This is a genomic window from Pseudomonas brassicacearum (assembly GCF_918698105.1).
Classification (GTDB): domain Bacteria; phylum Pseudomonadota; class Gammaproteobacteria; order Pseudomonadales; family Pseudomonadaceae; genus Aquipseudomonas; species Aquipseudomonas brassicacearum_F.
The window spans coordinates 40266-56998 of sequence record NZ_CAKKMI010000041.1 but is presented as its reverse complement, the minus strand read 5'-3'; the positions used below and the strand labels follow the sequence as shown (position 1 = coordinate 56998).

General features: G+C 61.2%; 15 protein-coding genes and 1 pseudogene. 8 read left to right on the top strand and 8 right to left on the bottom strand.

The annotated features are described in order from the left end of the window. The 6 genes and pseudogenes from LQ215_RS17175 to LQ215_RS17150 form a co-directional block, all read left to right on the top strand. A pseudogene (locus LQ215_RS17175) lies at window positions 1-102 on the top strand (TetR family transcriptional regulator); the annotation flags it as partial. 276 nt (window positions 103-378) lie between these two features. Further along, a complete protein-coding gene (gene ureE, locus LQ215_RS17170) occupies window positions 379-879 on the top strand; it encodes an urease accessory protein UreE (protein ID WP_230151648.1) in 501 nt (166 codons plus the stop codon). Beyond that, window positions 876-1565 carry an urease accessory protein UreF gene (locus tag LQ215_RS17165; RefSeq protein ID WP_230151646.1) on the top strand — a complete coding sequence of 230 codons (690 nt, stop codon included), beginning with the start codon at window positions 876-878 and terminating at the stop codon, window positions 1563-1565. Before ureE ends, LQ215_RS17165 begins: the two co-directional genes overlap by 4 nt. 9 nt (window positions 1566-1574) lie before the next feature. Then, complete coding sequence (gene ureG / locus LQ215_RS17160; protein ID WP_060739393.1) at window positions 1575-2189, top strand: urease accessory protein UreG; 615 nt, start codon at window positions 1575-1577, stop codon at window positions 2187-2189. 31 nt (window positions 2190-2220) lie between these two features. Continuing rightward, window positions 2221-2793, top strand: coding sequence for a HupE/UreJ family protein (locus tag LQ215_RS17155; RefSeq protein ID WP_230151644.1), 573 nt, complete (start codon window positions 2221-2223; stop codon window positions 2791-2793). Window positions 2794-2987: 194 nt separating this feature from the next. Further along, window positions 2988-4121 carry an AGE family epimerase/isomerase gene (locus LQ215_RS17150; protein ID WP_230151642.1) on the top strand — a complete coding sequence of 378 codons (1134 nt, stop codon included), beginning with the start codon at window positions 2988-2990 and terminating at the stop codon, window positions 4119-4121. A 125-nt stretch (window positions 4122-4246) separates the two neighbouring features. Here the strand turns inward: LQ215_RS17150 and LQ215_RS17145 are convergent, their stop codons facing one another. The 8 genes from LQ215_RS17145 to amaB all read right to left on the bottom strand — a co-directional run bounded on the left by LQ215_RS17145 (window position 4247) and on the right by amaB (window position 14302). Next, a complete protein-coding gene (locus tag LQ215_RS17145; protein WP_230151640.1) occupies window positions 4247-5011 on the bottom strand; it encodes an SDR family oxidoreductase in 765 nt (254 codons plus the stop codon). Between the two features lie 849 nt (window positions 5012-5860). Next, window positions 5861-6577 (bottom strand): ABC transporter ATP-binding protein, encoded by a 717-nt coding sequence (locus LQ215_RS17140; RefSeq protein WP_230151638.1) that lies wholly within the window; start codon window positions 6575-6577, stop codon window positions 5861-5863. Then, the gene (locus LQ215_RS17135) at window positions 6574-7446 is read right to left on the bottom strand and encodes an ABC transporter ATP-binding protein (RefSeq protein ID WP_230151635.1); all 873 of its coding nucleotides are present in this window, start codon (window positions 7444-7446) and stop codon (window positions 6574-6576) included. Before LQ215_RS17135 ends, LQ215_RS17140 begins: the two co-directional genes overlap by 4 nt. Continuing rightward, complete coding sequence (livM, locus tag LQ215_RS17130; protein ID WP_230151633.1) at window positions 7443-8726, bottom strand: high-affinity branched-chain amino acid ABC transporter permease LivM; 1284 nt, start codon at window positions 8724-8726, stop codon at window positions 7443-7445. Before livM ends, LQ215_RS17135 begins: the two co-directional genes overlap by 4 nt. 3 nt (window positions 8727-8729) lie before the next feature. Further along, on the bottom strand, window positions 8730-9644 hold the full coding sequence (locus LQ215_RS17125) for an ABC transporter permease subunit (RefSeq protein WP_230151632.1): 915 nt from the start codon (window positions 9642-9644) through the stop codon (window positions 8730-8732). Window positions 9645-9868: 224 nt separating this feature from the next. After that, a complete protein-coding gene (locus LQ215_RS17120; protein WP_230151631.1) occupies window positions 9869-11002 on the bottom strand; it encodes an ABC transporter substrate-binding protein in 1134 nt (377 codons plus the stop codon). Window positions 11003-11372: 370 nt separating this feature from the next. Next, window positions 11373-12656, bottom strand: a complete 1284-nt coding sequence (gene amaA, locus LQ215_RS17115) for an L-pipecolate oxidase (protein WP_230151630.1) — start codon at window positions 12654-12656, stop codon at window positions 11373-11375. Window positions 12657-12811: 155 nt separating this feature from the next. Continuing rightward, on the bottom strand, window positions 12812-14302 hold the full coding sequence (gene amaB, locus LQ215_RS17110; RefSeq protein ID WP_230151629.1) for an L-piperidine-6-carboxylate dehydrogenase: 1491 nt from the start codon (window positions 14300-14302) through the stop codon (window positions 12812-12814). 179 nt (window positions 14303-14481) lie between these two features. Between amaB and LQ215_RS17105 the strand changes: the two genes are divergently transcribed. Continuing rightward, complete coding sequence (locus LQ215_RS17105) at window positions 14482-15390, top strand: LysR family transcriptional regulator (RefSeq protein ID WP_230151628.1); 909 nt, start codon at window positions 14482-14484, stop codon at window positions 15388-15390. A gap of 116 nt (window positions 15391-15506) precedes the next feature. Beyond that, window positions 15507-16733 (top strand): nicotinate phosphoribosyltransferase, encoded by a 1227-nt coding sequence (gene pncB / locus LQ215_RS17100; protein WP_230151626.1) that lies wholly within the window; start codon window positions 15507-15509, stop codon window positions 16731-16733.

Here is a 16733-nt window from a genome sequence, read left to right as displayed (position 1 = left end):
GCCCTCCCCGAACACCTCACGCCCCAGGCGAAGATTACCCAGCAACTGCGGTTCATCTTCATTGGCCTCAAGCATTGGCAAGGGCTGGGCAGTACCGAATAAGCCCCGGATGTCCCCCACTGTGGGAGCGAGCTTGCTCGCGATAGCGGTGCATCAGTCCCTATCAATGCCAACTGAACCGACGCCATCGCGAGCAAGCTCGCTCCCACAGGTTCTTTTTGTGCAAGACGCAAAATGGTGCGCGACAGCCCGTCGCGCACCAACATGGCACGCAATCCGCCCCATCCTGAAACCCCATCCCAGCTATTTCCTACATCTCTTTCGGTTGGCAAGCCCCTTGCTCTAAACACAGCACTGTTCATTGCTGGAAGCACTCCGATGCTGGTGATTCATCGCAGAATCGACACTCAATCGCGCTGGGACGCCGAGCTGCACCTGACCTTTGACGCCCGTAGCAAAAGCCGCCTGCGCTGTTTCAGTGCCGAAGGTGAAGACGTGGGGCTGTTCCTGGAACGAGGCCAACCGCCGCTGTACGACGGCGAATGCCTGCAAGCTGAAGACGGGCGCATCGTGCGCGTTTGCGCCCGCGCCGAACAATTGCTGCACGTCACCTGCGCCAACGCGTTCGAACTGACCCGTGCCGCCTATCACCTGGGCAATCGCCATGTTGCCCTGCAAGTGGGCGACGGCTGGTTGCGCCTGCTCGACGATTACGTGCTCAAGGCGATGCTCGAACAACTGGGCGCCCGCGCCGAACCCATCGAAGCCCCGTTCCAGCCGGAACATGGCGCCTATGGCGGCGGTCACCATCACTCCCGGCACGGCGACGAAGCTTTCAACTACGCGCCGCGCCTGCATCAGTTTGGCGTGCGCACATGAACCCGGCTTGGGCGCTACTGCGTCTGGCCAGCCCGCAGTTGCCGATTGGCGGCTACAGCTATTCCCAGGGGCTGGAGATGGCGGTGGACAATGGCCAGGTGAAGAATCCCGACGACGCCCGTCGCTGGATCAGTGATCAACTGCTGCTGAATCTGGCGCGTTTCGAAGCGCCCTTGCTGCTCGCGCACTGCAGCGCTGCCGCTGCTGACGATTGGGATGCGCTGCTGCTGCATTGCCAAGAACACCGCGCCAGCCGGGAAACCCGTGAGCTGCATCAAGAGAGCCGACAGATGGGCTACTCGTTGCAGCAACTGCTTACCGGCCTGCCGGAACTCGACGGTGCCGCGCGCGACTTTCTTGAACAGCTCAGTCTCCAACAGCGCAGCGAACCGCACCTGGCGCTGTGCTGGGCCCTGGCAGCCCGCGCCTGGAATATCGCCCCCCAGGACGCCCTCGCCGCCTGGCTGTGGAGCTGGCTGGAAAACCAACTGGCGGTGCTGATGAAAACCCTGCCCCTGGGCCAGCAAGCCGCCCAGCGCCTGACCAGCGAACTGCTGCCGCTGCTGCAACAAACCCAGCACGACGCCTCGAACATCGACCCCGACCATTACGGCAGCGCCGCATTTGGCCTGTCCCTGGCGTGCATGGCCCATGAACGCCAGTACAGCCGTCTGTTCCGTTCCTAGGAGACACTCATGAATACACAACCCCTGCGCGTCGGCATCGGCGGCCCGGTAGGTTCCGGCAAGACCGCCCTGACCCTGGCCCTGTGCCTGGCTCTACGTGAACGCTACAACCTGGCGGTGGTCACCAACGACATCTACACCCGCGAAGACGCCGACTTCCTGGTGCGCAACGAGGCCCTGGCGCCGGAGCGGATCATCGGCGTGGAAACCGGCGGCTGCCCGCACACGGCGATTCGCGAAGATGCGTCGATCAACCTGGAGGCGGTGGACCAGTTGAACCGGCGCTTCCCGGGCCTGGACCTGATTCTGGTGGAATCGGGCGGCGACAACCTGTCGGCGACCTTCAGCCCGGAGCTGTCGGACCTGACCATCTATGTGATCGACGTCTCGGCCGGTGACAAGCTGCCGCGCAAGGGCGGACCGGGCATCTGCAAATCCGACCTGCTGGTGATCAATAAAATCGACCTGGCACCGCTGGTGGGTGCGTCCCTGGAAATGATGGACAGCGACACCCGGCGGATGCGCAACGGCAAGCCCTTCGTGTTCAGCAACCAGAAGACCGGCCAGGGCCTGGACGACATCATCGCCTTCATCGAGCGCCAGGGCCTGCTGAGCGCCGCCTGATCTTTTCGACTGACAACAAGGAAGCTTATCCATGACCTTCAAACGCATCCTCGGCACCCTCGCCCTGCTGCTGACCCCGGCCCTGGCCTTCGCCCACCCCGGCCATGGCGACAATGGCCTGATCGCCGGCCTCGGCCACCCCATCGGCGGGCTCGACCACTTGCTGGCCATGCTGGCGGTCGGTTTGTGGGCCGCACAACAACAAGGCGCCGCGCGCTGGGCACTGCCATGCACCTTCGTCGGCACGATGCTGCTCGGCGGCCTGCTGGGCTTTGAAGGCCTGGACCTGCCGGCGCTGGAAAGCGGGATCGCCGCCTCGGTGCTCGCCCTGGGCCTGGCGGTGGCACTGGCGGTGCGTCCACCGTTGAGCCTGGCGGTCGGTGCAACGGCACTGTTTGCGCTGTTCCACGGCGTGGCCCATGGCTTGGAACTGCCAGACATGTCGAGCCCGTGGGCCTATGCGGCAGGGTTCGTCGCGGCGACAGCGGCGTTGCATGGCGCCGGGTTTGCCCTGGTGCGGGTGTTGCCGCGCGCGGCGGCGCCATTGGTTCGGTTGGCCGGGGCAGCTTCGGCGGCGGCTGGGGTTTGGTTGCTGGCGGGTTGATTCTTTAGCGCCTGCCGGGCCGCTATCGCGAGCAAGCTCGCTCCCACAGTTTGACCGCATTCTTTCAGACAGAATGCCGGCCCCTGTGGGAGCGAGCTTGCTCGCGATGACGGACTTGCAGGCGCCATCTCTCTGAAGTCGGTCACTCTGCTACCATGTCGCGCAATCGCCCCCAGCCGTGACGACGTCCGCCCATGCCTGATGCTTCCCGCCCCGCTCCCCAGCCTGAATTGACCGCCCTGTTCGCAACGGTGCGTCAGCATTTTCACGACGTGATCGTGCCGATGTGGCAAGGCCCGGGCTGGAATGCCGAACTGGCGTTGCCCTACGAATCCCTGGATGCCGAGCATGTGCCGCTGCCACCCCAGCGCTACCGCGCCATGGCCTGTGCGCGGCAGTTGTATGTGTTCGCCAGCCTGATCGGCGAAGTGCCCCAGGCCGAGGAACGGGCCAGCGCACTGTTTCGCTCGCTGCAGCGTCATTTCCACGACGCCGAGCATGGCGGCTGGTTCTACAGCATCGACCCGCAAGGCGCGCCACTGGACACCGGCAAAGACCTCTACACCCACGCCTTCATCCTGTTCGCCTGCGCCCATTACTGGGGCAAGGTCCGCGAACCGCTGGTGGAATCGGTACTCAACGCGAGCCTGGAGGTCATTGCCCGGCGCTTCGCCAGTGCAGACGGTCTCTACGAAGCCAGCCTCAAGCGCGATTGGTCGACGACCGGATCCGGCCCGTTGCAAAACCCCTTGATGCACCTGGCCGAAGCGTTCCTCGCGACCTTGTCGGTCCGCGAAGACCCCAACGTCCGCCAGGCGTTGCTGAGCCTGTGCGACGCAATGGCCAAGCAGTTCATCGAGCCGCAACAACGGGTGATGATGGAGAAGCCGCTCAAGGCTGTGGATAACTGGTTCGAACCGGGGCACCAGTTCGAATGGTATTACTTGCTGGCCTCATCGCCCCTGTTGCGCAACGGCAAGTTGCACACAGCCCTGGAGCACAGCTTCGGCCATACCGAACAACGCGGTGTCGCTCCGGACTCCGGCGCGGTATGTGCAATGCTGGCCTTGGGATCACAGGCAGCCCCGCGCGATGCCACCCAACGCATCTGGGCCCAGGCGGAATACTTGCGGGCACTCACCTTGCGCCCGGGCAGCCAAGGGTTGTTGTTGCGTCAATTGCAGGCGCTGCAGCAGCATTTCCTGCATGCCAAGGGCTGGAACGAATGCCTGGATGCCGACGGCATCGTCAGCCGTCGGGACATGCCATCGACCACGCCGTATCACCTGCTGACCTGCTATCGCGGGCTGGCTGATTATCTGGCTTGACACACCCCTGTGGCGAGGGAGCTTGCTCCCGCTCGGCTGCGCAGCAGTCGTTAGCTTTTGGGGCCGCTGCGCGGCCCAGCGGGAGCAAGCTCCCTCGCCACAAAAGCTCATCCACACACCATTCCCTACGCCTTGTTGCGCTCAATGGCAAACCCGGCCCAGGTCTGGCTCACCGGCATCAGTTCCAGGCTGTTGATGTTGATGTGCGCCGGCGCATTGAGCACCCAGAAAATCGTATCGGCGATGTCCTGTGGCTGGATCGGCTCGGCACCGGCGTAGGTCGCGTTGTAGCGCTCCTGGTCGCCACCAAAGCGCACCAGGGAGAACTCGCTCTCGCACAGGCCCGGCTCAATATTGCTCACCCGCACGCCCGTGCCTTGCAGGTCGCAACGCAGGTTCAGGGAGAACTGCTTGACGAACGCCTTGCTCGCGCCATACACGTGGCTGCCCGGGTAGGGGTAGTTGCCGGCGATGGAGCCCAGGTTGACGATCCCGGCCCCACGGCCGTGGGCGATCAGGCGCGGCAACAGCAGGCGAGTGCTGTAGATCAGCCCTTTGACATTGGTGTCGACCATGGTGTCCCAGTCATCGAGGTCGCACTTGGGTGCCGGGTCGACGCCCAGGGCCAGGCCGGCGTTGTTGATCAACCCGCGCAATTTGGCGAAGGATGGCGGCAGGTTGGCGATTGCCTCTTCCATGGCCTTGCGATCCCGCACATCCAATACCAAGCCATGGACTTCAGTCTGCTTCGACAGCTCGGTACAGAGGGCATTGAGGCGTTCTTCACGACGACCGGTCAGCACCAGTTTCCAGCCGGCCTCGGCAAAACGACGGGCACAGGCTTCACCAAAACCGGATGTCGCGCCGGTGATAAACAGGGTGTCAGACATCGTGTTCTCCTTGTTTGAACTGCAAAAGCCATTGAAAGGGAAATCGGCCCACAGCATGCCCGCCCCGGCACGGTAGGGGCAAGGCTTGCACACGGCTTTTGCCCCTCGACTGCTCATAAAACAACCAATCAACGCCAAGCCTTGCCAAACAAGGGCCGCAGCCGGTTGCCCGCACCTTATCCACAGGCACGTCCACAGTAATCGGGGGCAAGTGCAAAACCCGCAAGCCGCTGTGTATAAGGCTTTGCGGGGTATTTGGAAAATTTTTTCGCTTGACCCTGCAAGTCAGGTTGTGCAGCGCAAGTTATCTGCTATAAGCCAACGCGCGATGGGCGATGGCTCCAAGCCAGTAACGACGCTGCTCAGCGCGGTCTTTCCAGAGTTTAATCACAGACTTATCCACAGGCTTGCCCACCGACTTTCGGGCCCATTGCAGCGCTCATAAAAGTGTTGACAACAGCCACTCCCGCTTGACTGAAAACGCCTGATCAAAAAACAATCACAAGCCTGCAAGCCACGTATTCAAAGGCTTTCAGCCAGCTACTCCCACGTTACCCACAGCCAGTTCCACAGCAAACGGGGACAAGTCAAAACCGTGACAAAACAACTGTTTGCGGCGACTTTATGTCGCGGTTTCGCAGGGGCTCAGGATTGTTGTCCACAATTGCAAAAACGCATAAAAACCCTGTGGGAGCGAGCCTGCTCGCGAAGGCGGAGTCTCAGATACATGGATGTCGACTGATTCCGCCGCTATCGCGAGCAAGCTCGCTCCCACAGGGGTTGGTGGTGTTCTGGGGATATAAAAAAACCGGCGATCACTCGCCGGTTATTTTCATTGCAACAACCGCCTCAATGCCCGCCCAAGTACGCGTTGCGCACCTCTTCGTTGGCAAGCAGCTCCTTGCCCGTGCCGGTCAGGCGGATCTCGCCGTTGACCATCACATAGGCCCGGTCCGACAGCCTGAGGGCGTGGTTGGCGTTCTGTTCCACCAGGAAGATGGTCATCCCGGTGGACGCCAGCTCGCGCAGGGTGGCGAAGATCTGCTTCACCACGATCGGCGCCAGCCCCAGGCTAGGCTCGTCGAGCAGCAACAACTTTGGCCGGCTCATCAATGCCCGGGCGATGGCGAGCATTTGCTGCTCGCCGCCGGACATGGTCATGGCCCGCTGGTTGCGCCGCTCCTTGAGCCTCGGGAACAGCTCGAACATGCGCTGCATGTCTTCGCTGGCGTGCTTGTCACCGATGGGAATGGTGCCCATCAGCAGGTTTTCCTCGACGGTCATGTCCGGGAATACCCGCCGCCCTTCCGGCGACTGCGCGATGCCGTGGGACGCAATGTAGTGCGACGACTTGTGGGTGATGTCCACGCCCTGGTAGATGATCTGCCCGCCCGCCGCACGCGGCTGGCCGAAGATCGACATCAGCAACGTGGACTTGCCGGCACCGTTGGAGCCGATCAGGCTCACGGTTTCACCTTCACCGATGTGCATCGAGACTTTCTTCAGGGCCTGGATCGGCCCGTAGAACACGTCCAGCTCCTTGAGCTCGAGGATAGGTCCACTCATACCAGCTCCTCTTCATCGGCACCCAGGTAGGCCGCGATCACCTTCGGATCGTTGCGAATCGCCTCGGGACCGCCCTCGGCGATCACGTTGCCGTGGTCCAACACCACGATGTGGTCGGAAATGCTCATTACCATGCCCATGTCGTGTTCGATCAGCACCACGGTCAGATCATGCTCGTCGCGCAGCAGCCGGATCATCGCGCTCAGCGCTTCGGTTTCCTGAGGGTTGAGGCCGGCGGCCGGCTCGTCGAGGCAGATGATCTGCGGGCGCGTGCACATGGCCCGGGCGATTTCCAGGCGCCGTTGCTGGCCGTAGGAAAGCTCCCCGGCGAGGCGGTTGGCGCAATCCACCAGGTCCACCACTTCCAGCCAATAGAAGGCATGGTCCAAGGCGTCGCTTTCGGCCTTGCGGTAGCCCTTGGTGTTGAGGATGCCCGCCACCATGCTGCGGTTGACCCACATGTGCTGGGCCACCAACAGGTTTTCCAGCACCGACATTTCCTTGAACAGGCGAATGTTCTGGAAGGTGCGCGCCAGGCCGGCGCGGTTCACCAGGTGGGTGCCGCCGAACATCTTGTAGTACAGCCGGCTGGCGAAGGACCTCGGCGACACGAAATCAGTCGGGCGAAACGCCTCGCCCAACAGCTTGATGACGTTGGTTTGCTCGCCACGCACGTTGAGCTCGATCTTGCCGCCCGAAGCCTTGTAGAAACCGGTCAGGCAGTTGAACACCGTGGTCTTGCCCGCACCATTGGGGCCGATCAGGGCGAAGATCGAGTTGCGCTTGACCTGCAGGCTGACGTCGCTGAGGGCCTTGATGCCGCCGAACTGCATCATCAGGTTTTCAACTTTGAGTACGACTTCGCTCATGGCGCTACCCCCTTGCGCGGCGTCACCCCGGTACGGCTGATGCGGATCAGGCCGCGAGGACGCCAGATCATCATCAACACCATCAATATGCCGAACAGCAGCACGCGGTATTCTGCGAACCCGCGCAGCAGTTCCGGGGCCACGGTCAGCACGAAGGCCGCAATCACCACGCCAATGGTCGAGCCCATGCCACCCAGTACCACGATGGCGAGGATCAACGCCGATTCGAAGAAGGTGAACGATGTCGGGTTGACGAAGCCTTGGTAAGTAGCGAAGAACACCCCGGCCAAGCCAGCCGTCGAGGCGCCGATGGTGAATGCCGAGAGCTTGACCAGTACGTGATTCAGGCCCATTGAGCGGCAGGCGATTTCATCTTCACGCAAGGCTTCCCAAGCGCGACCGACCGGCATGCGGGTCAGGCGATGCTTGATGTACAACACAGCCAAAACGACGAGGAACAACACCGCGTAGATGAAGTAGTACTTCACATCAGGGTTGTAGGCGATGCCGAAAAACTCATGGAACGGGACGCCACCGTCCTTGGCTCTTTTACCGAATTCGAGACCGAAGAAGGTTGGCAGCGGCGCCGGCATGCCGTTCGGGCCGCCGGTCAGGCTCAGCCAGTTATTGAGGACCAAGCGGATGATTTCACCGAAGCCCAGGGTCACGATCGCCAGGTAGTCACCGTGCAGACGCAACACCGGGAAACCGAGGATGCAACCGGCCAACCCCGCGGTGATCGCAGCTAATGGCAGCACTGTCCAGAAACCCAGCCCCAGGTACTGATAACCGAGCGCCAGTCCATAGGCACCGATGGCATAGAACGCCACGTAGCCCAGGTCGAGCAGGCCAGCCAGGCCGACCACGATGTTCAAGCCCAAGCCCAGCAGCACATAGATCAACCCAAGGATGACCACGCCCAGCAGGTATGAATTGGAGAAAAACGGGAACACCACGGCGATGACGACCACCAGCGGGATGATCCAGCGCAACCGGGTTTTGTAATCAGGCGGCAGTACGTGAACCCCGGAGCCAGTGCTTTCGAAGCCCTCAAGAATTTTCAGGCCCTTGGGCGTTTGCAGGAACAGGCCCAGGGCAAAGCGGCCAGCCATGACGATGGCGACAATCCATGCCACACGGGTCGGTTGCAGGTTGAAGCCGTAGCCGTCCAGGACCACGCCGACAATCGGACCGAACACAATCAGGGCGACAAGGCCGGCGAGAATCGCGTCAACCAGGCTTCTTTTGATATCAATGGTTTTTTTAGTGGTTGAGGACATCGCTTACACCTTCGACACAAGAGGACGGCCAAGCAGGCCTTGGGGCCGAAAGACCAGAACGAGAACGAGCAGCGAGAAGCTGAAGACGTCTTTGTAGTCCGAATTGACCAGGCCGGAGAACAGCGACTCGGAGATCCCGAGAATGATCCCGCCGAGCATCGCGCCAGGCAGCGAGCCAATACCGCCGAGTACTGCCGCCGTAAATGCCTTGATGCCGATGATGAAACCGGCATAGAAGTCGAACGTGCCGTAGTTCATGGTGATCAGCACGCCGGCCAGGGCCGCCATTGCCGCGCCGATGATGAACACATAGGAAATCACCCGGTCGGTGTTGATCCCCAGGATCGAGGCCATCTTGCGGTCTTGCTGGGTCGCGCGGCACATGCGGCCGAGCTTGGTGTACTTGATGATGTAGGTCAGCAGGGCCATCCCCGCAAACGCTGCGATCAGAATGAAAACCTTGGTGTAGGTCAGCTGCACGAATCCTGTGCCGATTTCGACGCGCCAGGCTCCCGTCAGCAAGGTTGGAACGCCTTGTTGCTTCGCGCCCTGGGCGATCTGTGCGTAGTTCTGCAGGATCAGCGAAATACCGATGGCGCTGATCAGCGGTGCCAGTCGGGTGGAGTTGCGCAGGGGTTTGTAGGCGACACGCTCGATGACCCAGCCATATACCGCCGTGACGATGATGGTGAAGATCAGCGTACCGAGCATCAGCAGGGGAAAGGATTCAATACCGAAGTATGCCAGCAGAGCCAGACTGATCGCCGCGAGGTACGCAGAGATCATGTAAACCTCGCCATGGGCGAAGTTGATCATGCCGATGATGCCATAGACCATTGTGTAGCCGATGGCGATCAGGCCGTAAACCGACCCGAGGGTCAGGCCGTTGACCAGTTGCTGCAGGAAAATACCATCCATAACGCAATCTCACGCAGTGAGAACCTGCACACCCTTGAGTGTGCGGTTCTTCTAAGGAAAATACAGATTTACGTCGGAGCAATGTCAGTCAGAACACTACATCCCCTTGTGGGAGCAGGCCTGCCAGCGATAGCGGACGGACATTCAACAAAGATGTCGCCTGTCAGTCCGCCATCGCGAGCAGGCTCGCTCCACCTGAATCGCGGGGATCTAGCCGATCGCGTTTACTTCTGTTTTTCCAGCTGGTGGTATTTGCCGTCCTTGTCCCACTCGTAGACCACGTAGTCGGAGACTTTCAGGTCGCCCTTGCTGTCCCAGGTCTTCTCGCCCATGACAGTCTTGACCGGGTTTTTCTTCAGCCAGGCAGCGGCTTCTTCGCCCTTGTTGGACTTGGCGCCGTTGAAAGCCGCAGCCAGCGTTTGCACCGAAGCGTAGGCGTACAGGGTGTAGCCTTCCGGCTCAGTGCCTGCCTTACGGAACGCATCCACGACAGTCTTGCTGTCGGGCAGCAGGCGCGGGTCGGCACCGAAGGTCATCAACACGCCATCGACGAATTGCGGGCCGCCAGCGGTGGTGACCAGTTCGTCGGTCACGATGCCGTCGTCGGACATGAACTTGACGTCTTTGAGGCCTTGCTCACGCAGTTGACGAACCAGTGGACCGGCTTCCGGGTGCAGACCACCGAAGTACACGACGTCGGCGCCGGCGCCACGGATCTTGGTAACAATGGTGCTGAAGTCTTTTTCGCCACGGGTCAGGCCTTCGTACAGCACTGGCGTAACGCCGCGCTTGGCCAGTTGAGCCTTGGTCGCATCCGCCAGGCCCTGACCGTAGGTGTCCTTGTCATGCAGCACAACGACTTTTTTACCCTTGAGCACGTCAACGATGTAGTCGCCAGCGACGATACCTTGCTGGTCGTCACGACCGCACATACGGAACATGGCGCTCAGGCCGCGCTCGGTCACCTGTGGGTTGGTAGAACCCGGGGTGATTGCAATGATGCCTGCTTCGTCGTAGATCTCGGAGGCCGGGATGGTCGACGAGGAGCAGAAGTGACCGACCACGCCCGCCACTTTCTGGTTGGTCAGGTCCTTGGCCACCGTAACAGCCTGTTTCGGTTCACAGGCGTCATCGCCCTTGACCAGCACGATCTTCTCGCCGTTGACGCCACCTGCCGCGTTAACGGCATCGGCTGCCGCCTGGGCACCTTTCATGTACTGCTCGCCAAATGCCGCGTTGGCGCCTGTCATGGGACCCGCTACGCCGATCTTGATGTCGGCCTGAGCAAACGCAGAAACACCCAACGCAGTTGCCACTGCGAGGGCCAGGAAACCTTTCTTGTAAAACGTCTGGGACATGAGGTGGTGCTCCAAGGTTTTTTTTAGTTGGCACTGCGACTTCATTTCACTGAAAAGCTCAGAGCAAGGGCCGTGCCATCGGTTTTTTATTCTGAAAAAAGTCGCTGCTTTATTGTTATTTCGACTGTTTCGAGCCCTTTTTCATAGGGCGTGCAACCGTCTAAACCGCACGAGGTGCAACCTTTTATTTAAATGGGTGAAACCCTCCGTGAGCCATCATTGCAACCATCACACGAAACGGCGTGCAACCACTGTGTAACAACCCACGTCACCGAACTGCACACTGTCGGTGCGCGATTGCTACAACCCGCACCATAACAGGCTAGACGCTACGCCGGAAAACGCGGGGTCCAGCAACAATTTTCAACACTCAAATGACGATCCGCAGGCACTGGCCCGCGTGATACAGCGAAAAGCCCGCCTCATACAGGCAACTGCGCAACCCCACCCCGGCCACTGGCTGCATGGGTGCGAACGGGATCGGCAGGGCCTGGGCATCGCCGTGGCACAGGTAATCGGCGAACGCTTTGCCGACCACGGTGCCGGTGGTCACGCCCCGGCCGTTGTAGCCGGTCACTGCCACCACCCCGGGGGCCGGTTCGAACAGACGCATCAAGTGATCGGGGGTAAAGGCAATGCAACCGGTCCAGGTGCATTCCCACTCCACTGGCTTGAGGTAGGGGAAATAGTGCTGCTGCACACGGTCGGCCCAGGCCTTGAGGAACCAGGTCGGCTTGCGGTTGCCGTTGCCCAGGCTGCCCAACAGCAAACGGCCGTCCTTGTCCCGGCGGATGCTGCTCAACACCTGGCGGGTATCCCACGAGCCCTGCCCGCCCGGCAGAATGCGTCGGGCGGCCTCGTCGGTCAGCGGCACCGAGGCGACCTGATAGTAATAACCGGGGAAGAAATTGCGCCGCAGTTCGGTCCAGTCGCCCTCGGTGTAGGCGTTGGAGGCGATCACCACCTGCTCGGCCAGCACCGACCCCTGGGCAGTCTGCACCGACCAGCGCTGGCCCTGGCGTTCCAGGCGCGTCACCGGTGAATGATCGAACAATTGGCCGCCAAGGTCCGTGGCCGCCTTGGCCAACCCGCTGGTGTAGGCCATCGGGTTGAGCGTGCCGGCGCGACGGTCGAGCAGTGCCGCGGCGATTTTCGACGTGCCGGTGGCCTCGACACAAGCCTGGCCGGTGAGCAACTCTACCGGGGCTCCACGGCGCTTCCATTGCGCTTCGCGACTGCGCAGGTCGGCCTCGCCCCGGGCGTTATGGGCCATGTGCAGGGTGCCTTCGCGACGCAGTTGGCAATCGATGTTGTATTTATCGATGAGGCTGAATACCAGGGCCGGTGCGGCCCCCAGCATGCGGTTGAGCTGGCTGCCCACCGCCTCGCCGAACCCGGCCTCGATGTCGTCCGGCGGGATCCACAGGCCGGCGTTGACCAACCCGACGTTACGCCCCGATCCACCATGCCCGGCTCGATGGGCTTCCAGTACAACCACGCGCTTGCCTTGTTCGAGCAAATGCACCGCCGCCGACAGCCCGGTAAAACCCGCGCCGATCACGCAGACATCGGCCGTGACTTCACCGGTGAGCGCACTGTTTTCGGGCCTTTGCGGCGTCAGTTTTTCCCACAGACATTCTTCGCGTAACGGCATTGCCAGACTCCGAAAAAGAAACCTAACCACCACACCATTTCATTTGTGGGAGCGAGCTTGCTCGCGATGACGGCGGCACATTCAATAACTATGTGACTGACAGACCGCTATCGCGAGCAAGCTCGCTCCCACAGGGGATTTCCGTTGACTCGACCTCAGTCGAAGGTAATCCCCTGCGCCAACGGCAACTCCAGCGAGTAGTTCACGGTGTTGGTCTGGCGGCGCATGTAGCCGCGCCAGGCGTCGGAGCCGGATTCGCGACCGCCGCCGGTTTCTTTTTCGCCACCGAATGCGCCGCCGATCTCCGCGCCGCTCGGACCGATGTTGACGTTGGCGATGCCGCAGTCGCTGCCCACGGCCGACATGAATTGCTCGGCTTCACGCACGTCGGTGGTGAAGATGCAGGACGACAGGCCCTGAGGCACGGAATTGTTCAGGTCCAAGGCCTCGGCAAAGTCCTTGTAGCCAACCACGTACAGGATCGGCGCGAAGGTTTCGTGGCGCACCACGTCGCTCTGCTCAGGCATTTCGACGATGGCCGGCGAGACGTAATAAGCATTCGGGAATTGGTCTTCCAGCTGGCGCTTGCCACCAAAGACTCGCCCGCCTTCGCTCAAGGCCTGCTCCAGCGCATCCTGCATGTTGTCGAAGCTGTGCTTGTCGATCAGCGGCCCGACCAGGTTGCCTTCCAGCGGATGGCCGATGCGCACTTTCGAATAGGCGGCCTTGAGGCGCGTGACGATTTCTTCCTTCACCGATTCATGGGCAATCAGCCGGCGCAGGGTGGTGCAACGCTGGCCAGCGGTGCCGACGGCGCTGAAGAGGATGGCGCGCACGGCCATGTCCAGGTCGGCGCTCGGGGCCAGGATCATGGCGTTGTTGCCGCCCAGTTCCAGGATGCTGCGGGCGAAACGCGCGGCGACTTTCGGTGCCACTTCACGGCCCATGCGGGTGCTGCCCGTGGCGCTGATCAAGGCCACGCGCGGATCATCCACCAGCGCCTCACCGGCATCACGACCGCCGATGATCACCTGGCTCAGGTATGGGGGAGCGTCGCTGAAATTCTTCAGCACGCGCTCGAACAGCGCCTGGCACGCCAGGGCGGTGAGCGGGGTCTTTTCCGAGGGTTTCCAGATCACCGCGTTGCCGCACACCAGGGCCAGCGTGGTGTTCCAGGCCCAGACCGCCACGGGGAAGTTGAAGGCACTGATCACCCCGACCACGCCCAACGGATGCCAGGACTCACGCATGTGGTGGCCCGGACGCTCGGAGGCGATGGTCAGGCCGTACAGCTGGCGGGACAGGCCGACGGCGAAGTCGCAGATGTCGATCATCTCTTGCACTTCACCCAGGCCTTCCTGGGTGATCTTGCCGGCTTCCCACGACACCAGCTCGCCAAGGTCGGCCTTGTATTCACGCAACAGATCGCCAAATTGACGCACCAGCTCGCCGCGACGCGGCGCCGGCACCTGGCGCCACAGGTCGAAGGCGTGTTCGGCACGGCTGACTTGCTGCTCGACTTCAGCCGCGCCTTCCCAGTTCACGGCGCCGATACGGCTGCCATCAATGGGCGAATGCACCGGTTGTGCGCCGTTCTGGTACAGGGCCGAGTCGACGCCCAAGCGATCAAGCAATGCAGCAACCATGGAAAATTTCCTCACACGAAAGACAAAGGATTGGCAGCCGGACGAATGCGGCTGATCAGACCTGTAGTTGTAGCTGGCCCAAGACTTGCCAACAAACGACCTTTAAGCGAGATATCATTCCGTTTATTCATGCTGGCCATGACCCGGATAAGCAGAGCCACAAGAAATAAGGCCTCATCATGCTCAATAAACGATATTTGCCGTCGATCACGGCGCTGCAATGTTTCGAAGCGGTGACCCGTCACCTGAGCTTCACCCGTGCCGCCGAAGAGCTGAACCTGACCCAGAGCGCCGTCAGCAAGCAGGTCGCGCAATTGGAAGAGTTGCTGCAGCACTTGCTGTTCCGGCGCGTACGCCGACGCCTGCAACTGACGCCTGCCGGTGATTTGTACCTTGGGGAAGTGCGAAAAATCCTCACGCAGGTGGAGATGTCTACCCATTACCTGCGCTCCTACGGTGGCGACACCGAAGTCCTGCGCGTTTCCACGCCCCCGACCTTCGGCGCCCGCTGGTTGGTCCCACGCTTGAAGGGCTGGCGATTGCGGCATCCGAAGATTCATCTGGACCTGTGCAGCGAGCAGGAGGCCGACGACTTGCTGCAAGGGCGCAGCGACCTGGCGTTCTATTTCGGCCAAGGCTCGCGACCTGGCACCGAATCCCTGAAGCTTTTCGGCGAAGAACTGGTACCGGTCTGCGCGCCCGGCAGCCTGCCTGACCAACCCTTCACCGACCCGACCCAACTGGCCGAGCTGGTGCTGCTGCAAAACGCCTCGCGGCCCCAGGCCTGGCACGACTGGTTCGACCACCAGGGCTTCCACACCGAACACAGCTATCACGGGCCGCGTTTCGAAACCTTCTACATGTGCATTCGCGCGGCCCAGGTCGGCTGCGGCGTCGCCCTGCTGCCGCGGTTTCTGGTGGAAGAAGAACTGGCCGACGGCAAACTGGTCATCGCCTGGCAACACGCGATGCCCAGCACCAATGCCTATTACCTGGCCTACCCCGAGCACTCGGCGGAAGTGCCCAAGGTACGACTTTTCGTGGAGTGGATGCTGGAGCAGATCGAGAACCCGGATGCACCGCAATAGCGGCAGCCGACACAAAACACTGGCAATACCCACCACGGTTATGCGCCACTAGCCCTTTCACTACAAACCGCTGCACCCCGCTGCCCACCGCTGCGGCTTGCCTGGAGATTCCCGTTATGAGCGAGAGTGTATTTGCCGATCGTATCGTGCAGAACCTGCTCGACACCGACTTCTACAAACTGACGATGATGCAGGCGGTATTGCACAACTACCCCAACGTCGAAGTCGAATGGGAGTTTCGCTGCCGCAACAGCGAAGACCTGCGCCCGTACCTGGCGGAGATCCGTTTTCAAATCGAGCGCCTGGCCGAGTTGAGCCTGAGCGCCGATCAGTTGGGTTTCCTGGAGCGCATCAGCTTCCTCAAGCCGGACTTCCTGCGTTTCCTGGGCCTGTTTCGCTTCAACCTGCGCTACGTGCACACCGGCATCGAAAACGGTGAGTTGTTCATCCGCCTGCGCGGGCCGTGGCTGCACGTCATTCTGTTCGAAGTGCCGCTGCTGGCCATCGTCAGCGAGGTACGCAATCGTTATCGCTATCGGGAAATCGTCCTGGAGCAGGCGCGGGAACAGCTTTATCGCAAGTTCGACTGGCTGAGCGCCAACGCCAGCGCCGAGGAACTGTCCGAACTGCAAGTCGCGGACTTCGGCACCCGTCGTCGGTTTTCCTTCCGCGTCCAGGAAGAAGTGGTCAACGTGCTCAAGCACGACTTCCCCGGGCGTTTCGTCGGCACCAGTAACGTGCACCTGTCCCGGGAATTGGACATGAAACCCCTGGGCACCATGGCCCATGAGTGGATCATGGCCCACCAGCAATTGGGCCCACGGCTGATCGACAGCCAGATCGCCGCCCTCGATTGCTGGGTGCGCGAGTACCGAGGCCTGCTGGGGATCGCCCTGACCGATTGCATCACCATGGACGCCTTCCTCAAGGATTTCGATCTGTTCTTCGCCAAGCTGTTCGACGGGTTGCGCCATGATTCGGGCGACCCGGTGATTTGGGCGGAAAAAGCCATTGCGCACTATCACAAGCTCGGCATCGACCCCATGAGCAAGACCCTGGTGTTCTCCGATAGCCTGACATTGCCCAAATGCCTGGAGATTTTTCGGGCATTGCGTGGTCGCATTAATGTCAGCTTCGGTATTGGCACCAACCTGACGTGTGACATTCCAGGTGTAGAGCCGATGAGCATCGTGCTTAAAATGATCAGCTGTGACGGGCAACCTGTGGCCAAGATTTCAGACGAGCCCGGCAAGACCCACTGCAAAGACCCGAATTTCGTCGCCTACATGCGACATGTTTTCCAAGTACCTGCCACCCTTTCAGATACATCAAGCAAGGAGTGA

What these genes read in the sequence shown, in the direction of transcription:
- LQ215_RS17140 (WP_230151638.1), bottom strand. Translation starts at nt 6,577, where the DNA reads ATGAGTGGACCTATCCTCGAGCTCAAGGAGCTGGACGTGTTCTACGGG.
- LQ215_RS17125 (WP_230151632.1), bottom strand. Translation starts at nt 9,644, where the DNA reads ATGGATGGTATTTTCCTGCAGCAACTGGTCAACGGCCTGACCCTCGGG.
- ureG (WP_060739393.1), top strand. Translation starts at nt 1,575, where the DNA reads ATGAATACACAACCCCTGCGCGTCGGCATCGGCGGCCCGGTAGGTTCC.
- LQ215_RS17150 (WP_230151642.1), top strand. Translation starts at nt 2,988, where the DNA reads ATGCCTGATGCTTCCCGCCCCGCTCCCCAGCCTGAATTGACCGCCCTG.
- pncB (WP_230151626.1), top strand. Translation starts at nt 15,507, where the DNA reads ATGAGCGAGAGTGTATTTGCCGATCGTATCGTGCAGAACCTGCTCGAC.
- LQ215_RS17145 (WP_230151640.1), bottom strand. Translation starts at nt 5,011, where the DNA reads ATGTCTGACACCCTGTTTATCACCGGCGCGACATCCGGTTTTGGTGAA.
- LQ215_RS17165 (WP_230151646.1), top strand. Translation starts at nt 876, where the DNA reads ATGAACCCGGCTTGGGCGCTACTGCGTCTGGCCAGCCCGCAGTTGCCG.
- amaB (WP_230151629.1), bottom strand. Translation starts at nt 14,302, where the DNA reads ATGGTTGCTGCATTGCTTGATCGCTTGGGCGTCGACTCGGCCCTGTAC.
- amaA (WP_230151630.1), bottom strand. Translation starts at nt 12,656, where the DNA reads ATGCCGTTACGCGAAGAATGTCTGTGGGAAAAACTGACGCCGCAAAGG.
- livM (WP_230151633.1), bottom strand. Translation starts at nt 8,726, where the DNA reads ATGTCCTCAACCACTAAAAAAACCATTGATATCAAAAGAAGCCTGGTT.
- LQ215_RS17120 (WP_230151631.1), bottom strand. Translation starts at nt 11,002, where the DNA reads ATGTCCCAGACGTTTTACAAGAAAGGTTTCCTGGCCCTCGCAGTGGCA.
- LQ215_RS17105 (WP_230151628.1), top strand. Translation starts at nt 14,482, where the DNA reads ATGCTCAATAAACGATATTTGCCGTCGATCACGGCGCTGCAATGTTTC.
- ureE (WP_230151648.1), top strand. Translation starts at nt 379, where the DNA reads ATGCTGGTGATTCATCGCAGAATCGACACTCAATCGCGCTGGGACGCC.
- LQ215_RS17135 (WP_230151635.1), bottom strand. Translation starts at nt 7,446, where the DNA reads ATGAGCGAAGTCGTACTCAAAGTTGAAAACCTGATGATGCAGTTCGGC.
- LQ215_RS17155 (WP_230151644.1), top strand. Translation starts at nt 2,221, where the DNA reads ATGACCTTCAAACGCATCCTCGGCACCCTCGCCCTGCTGCTGACCCCG.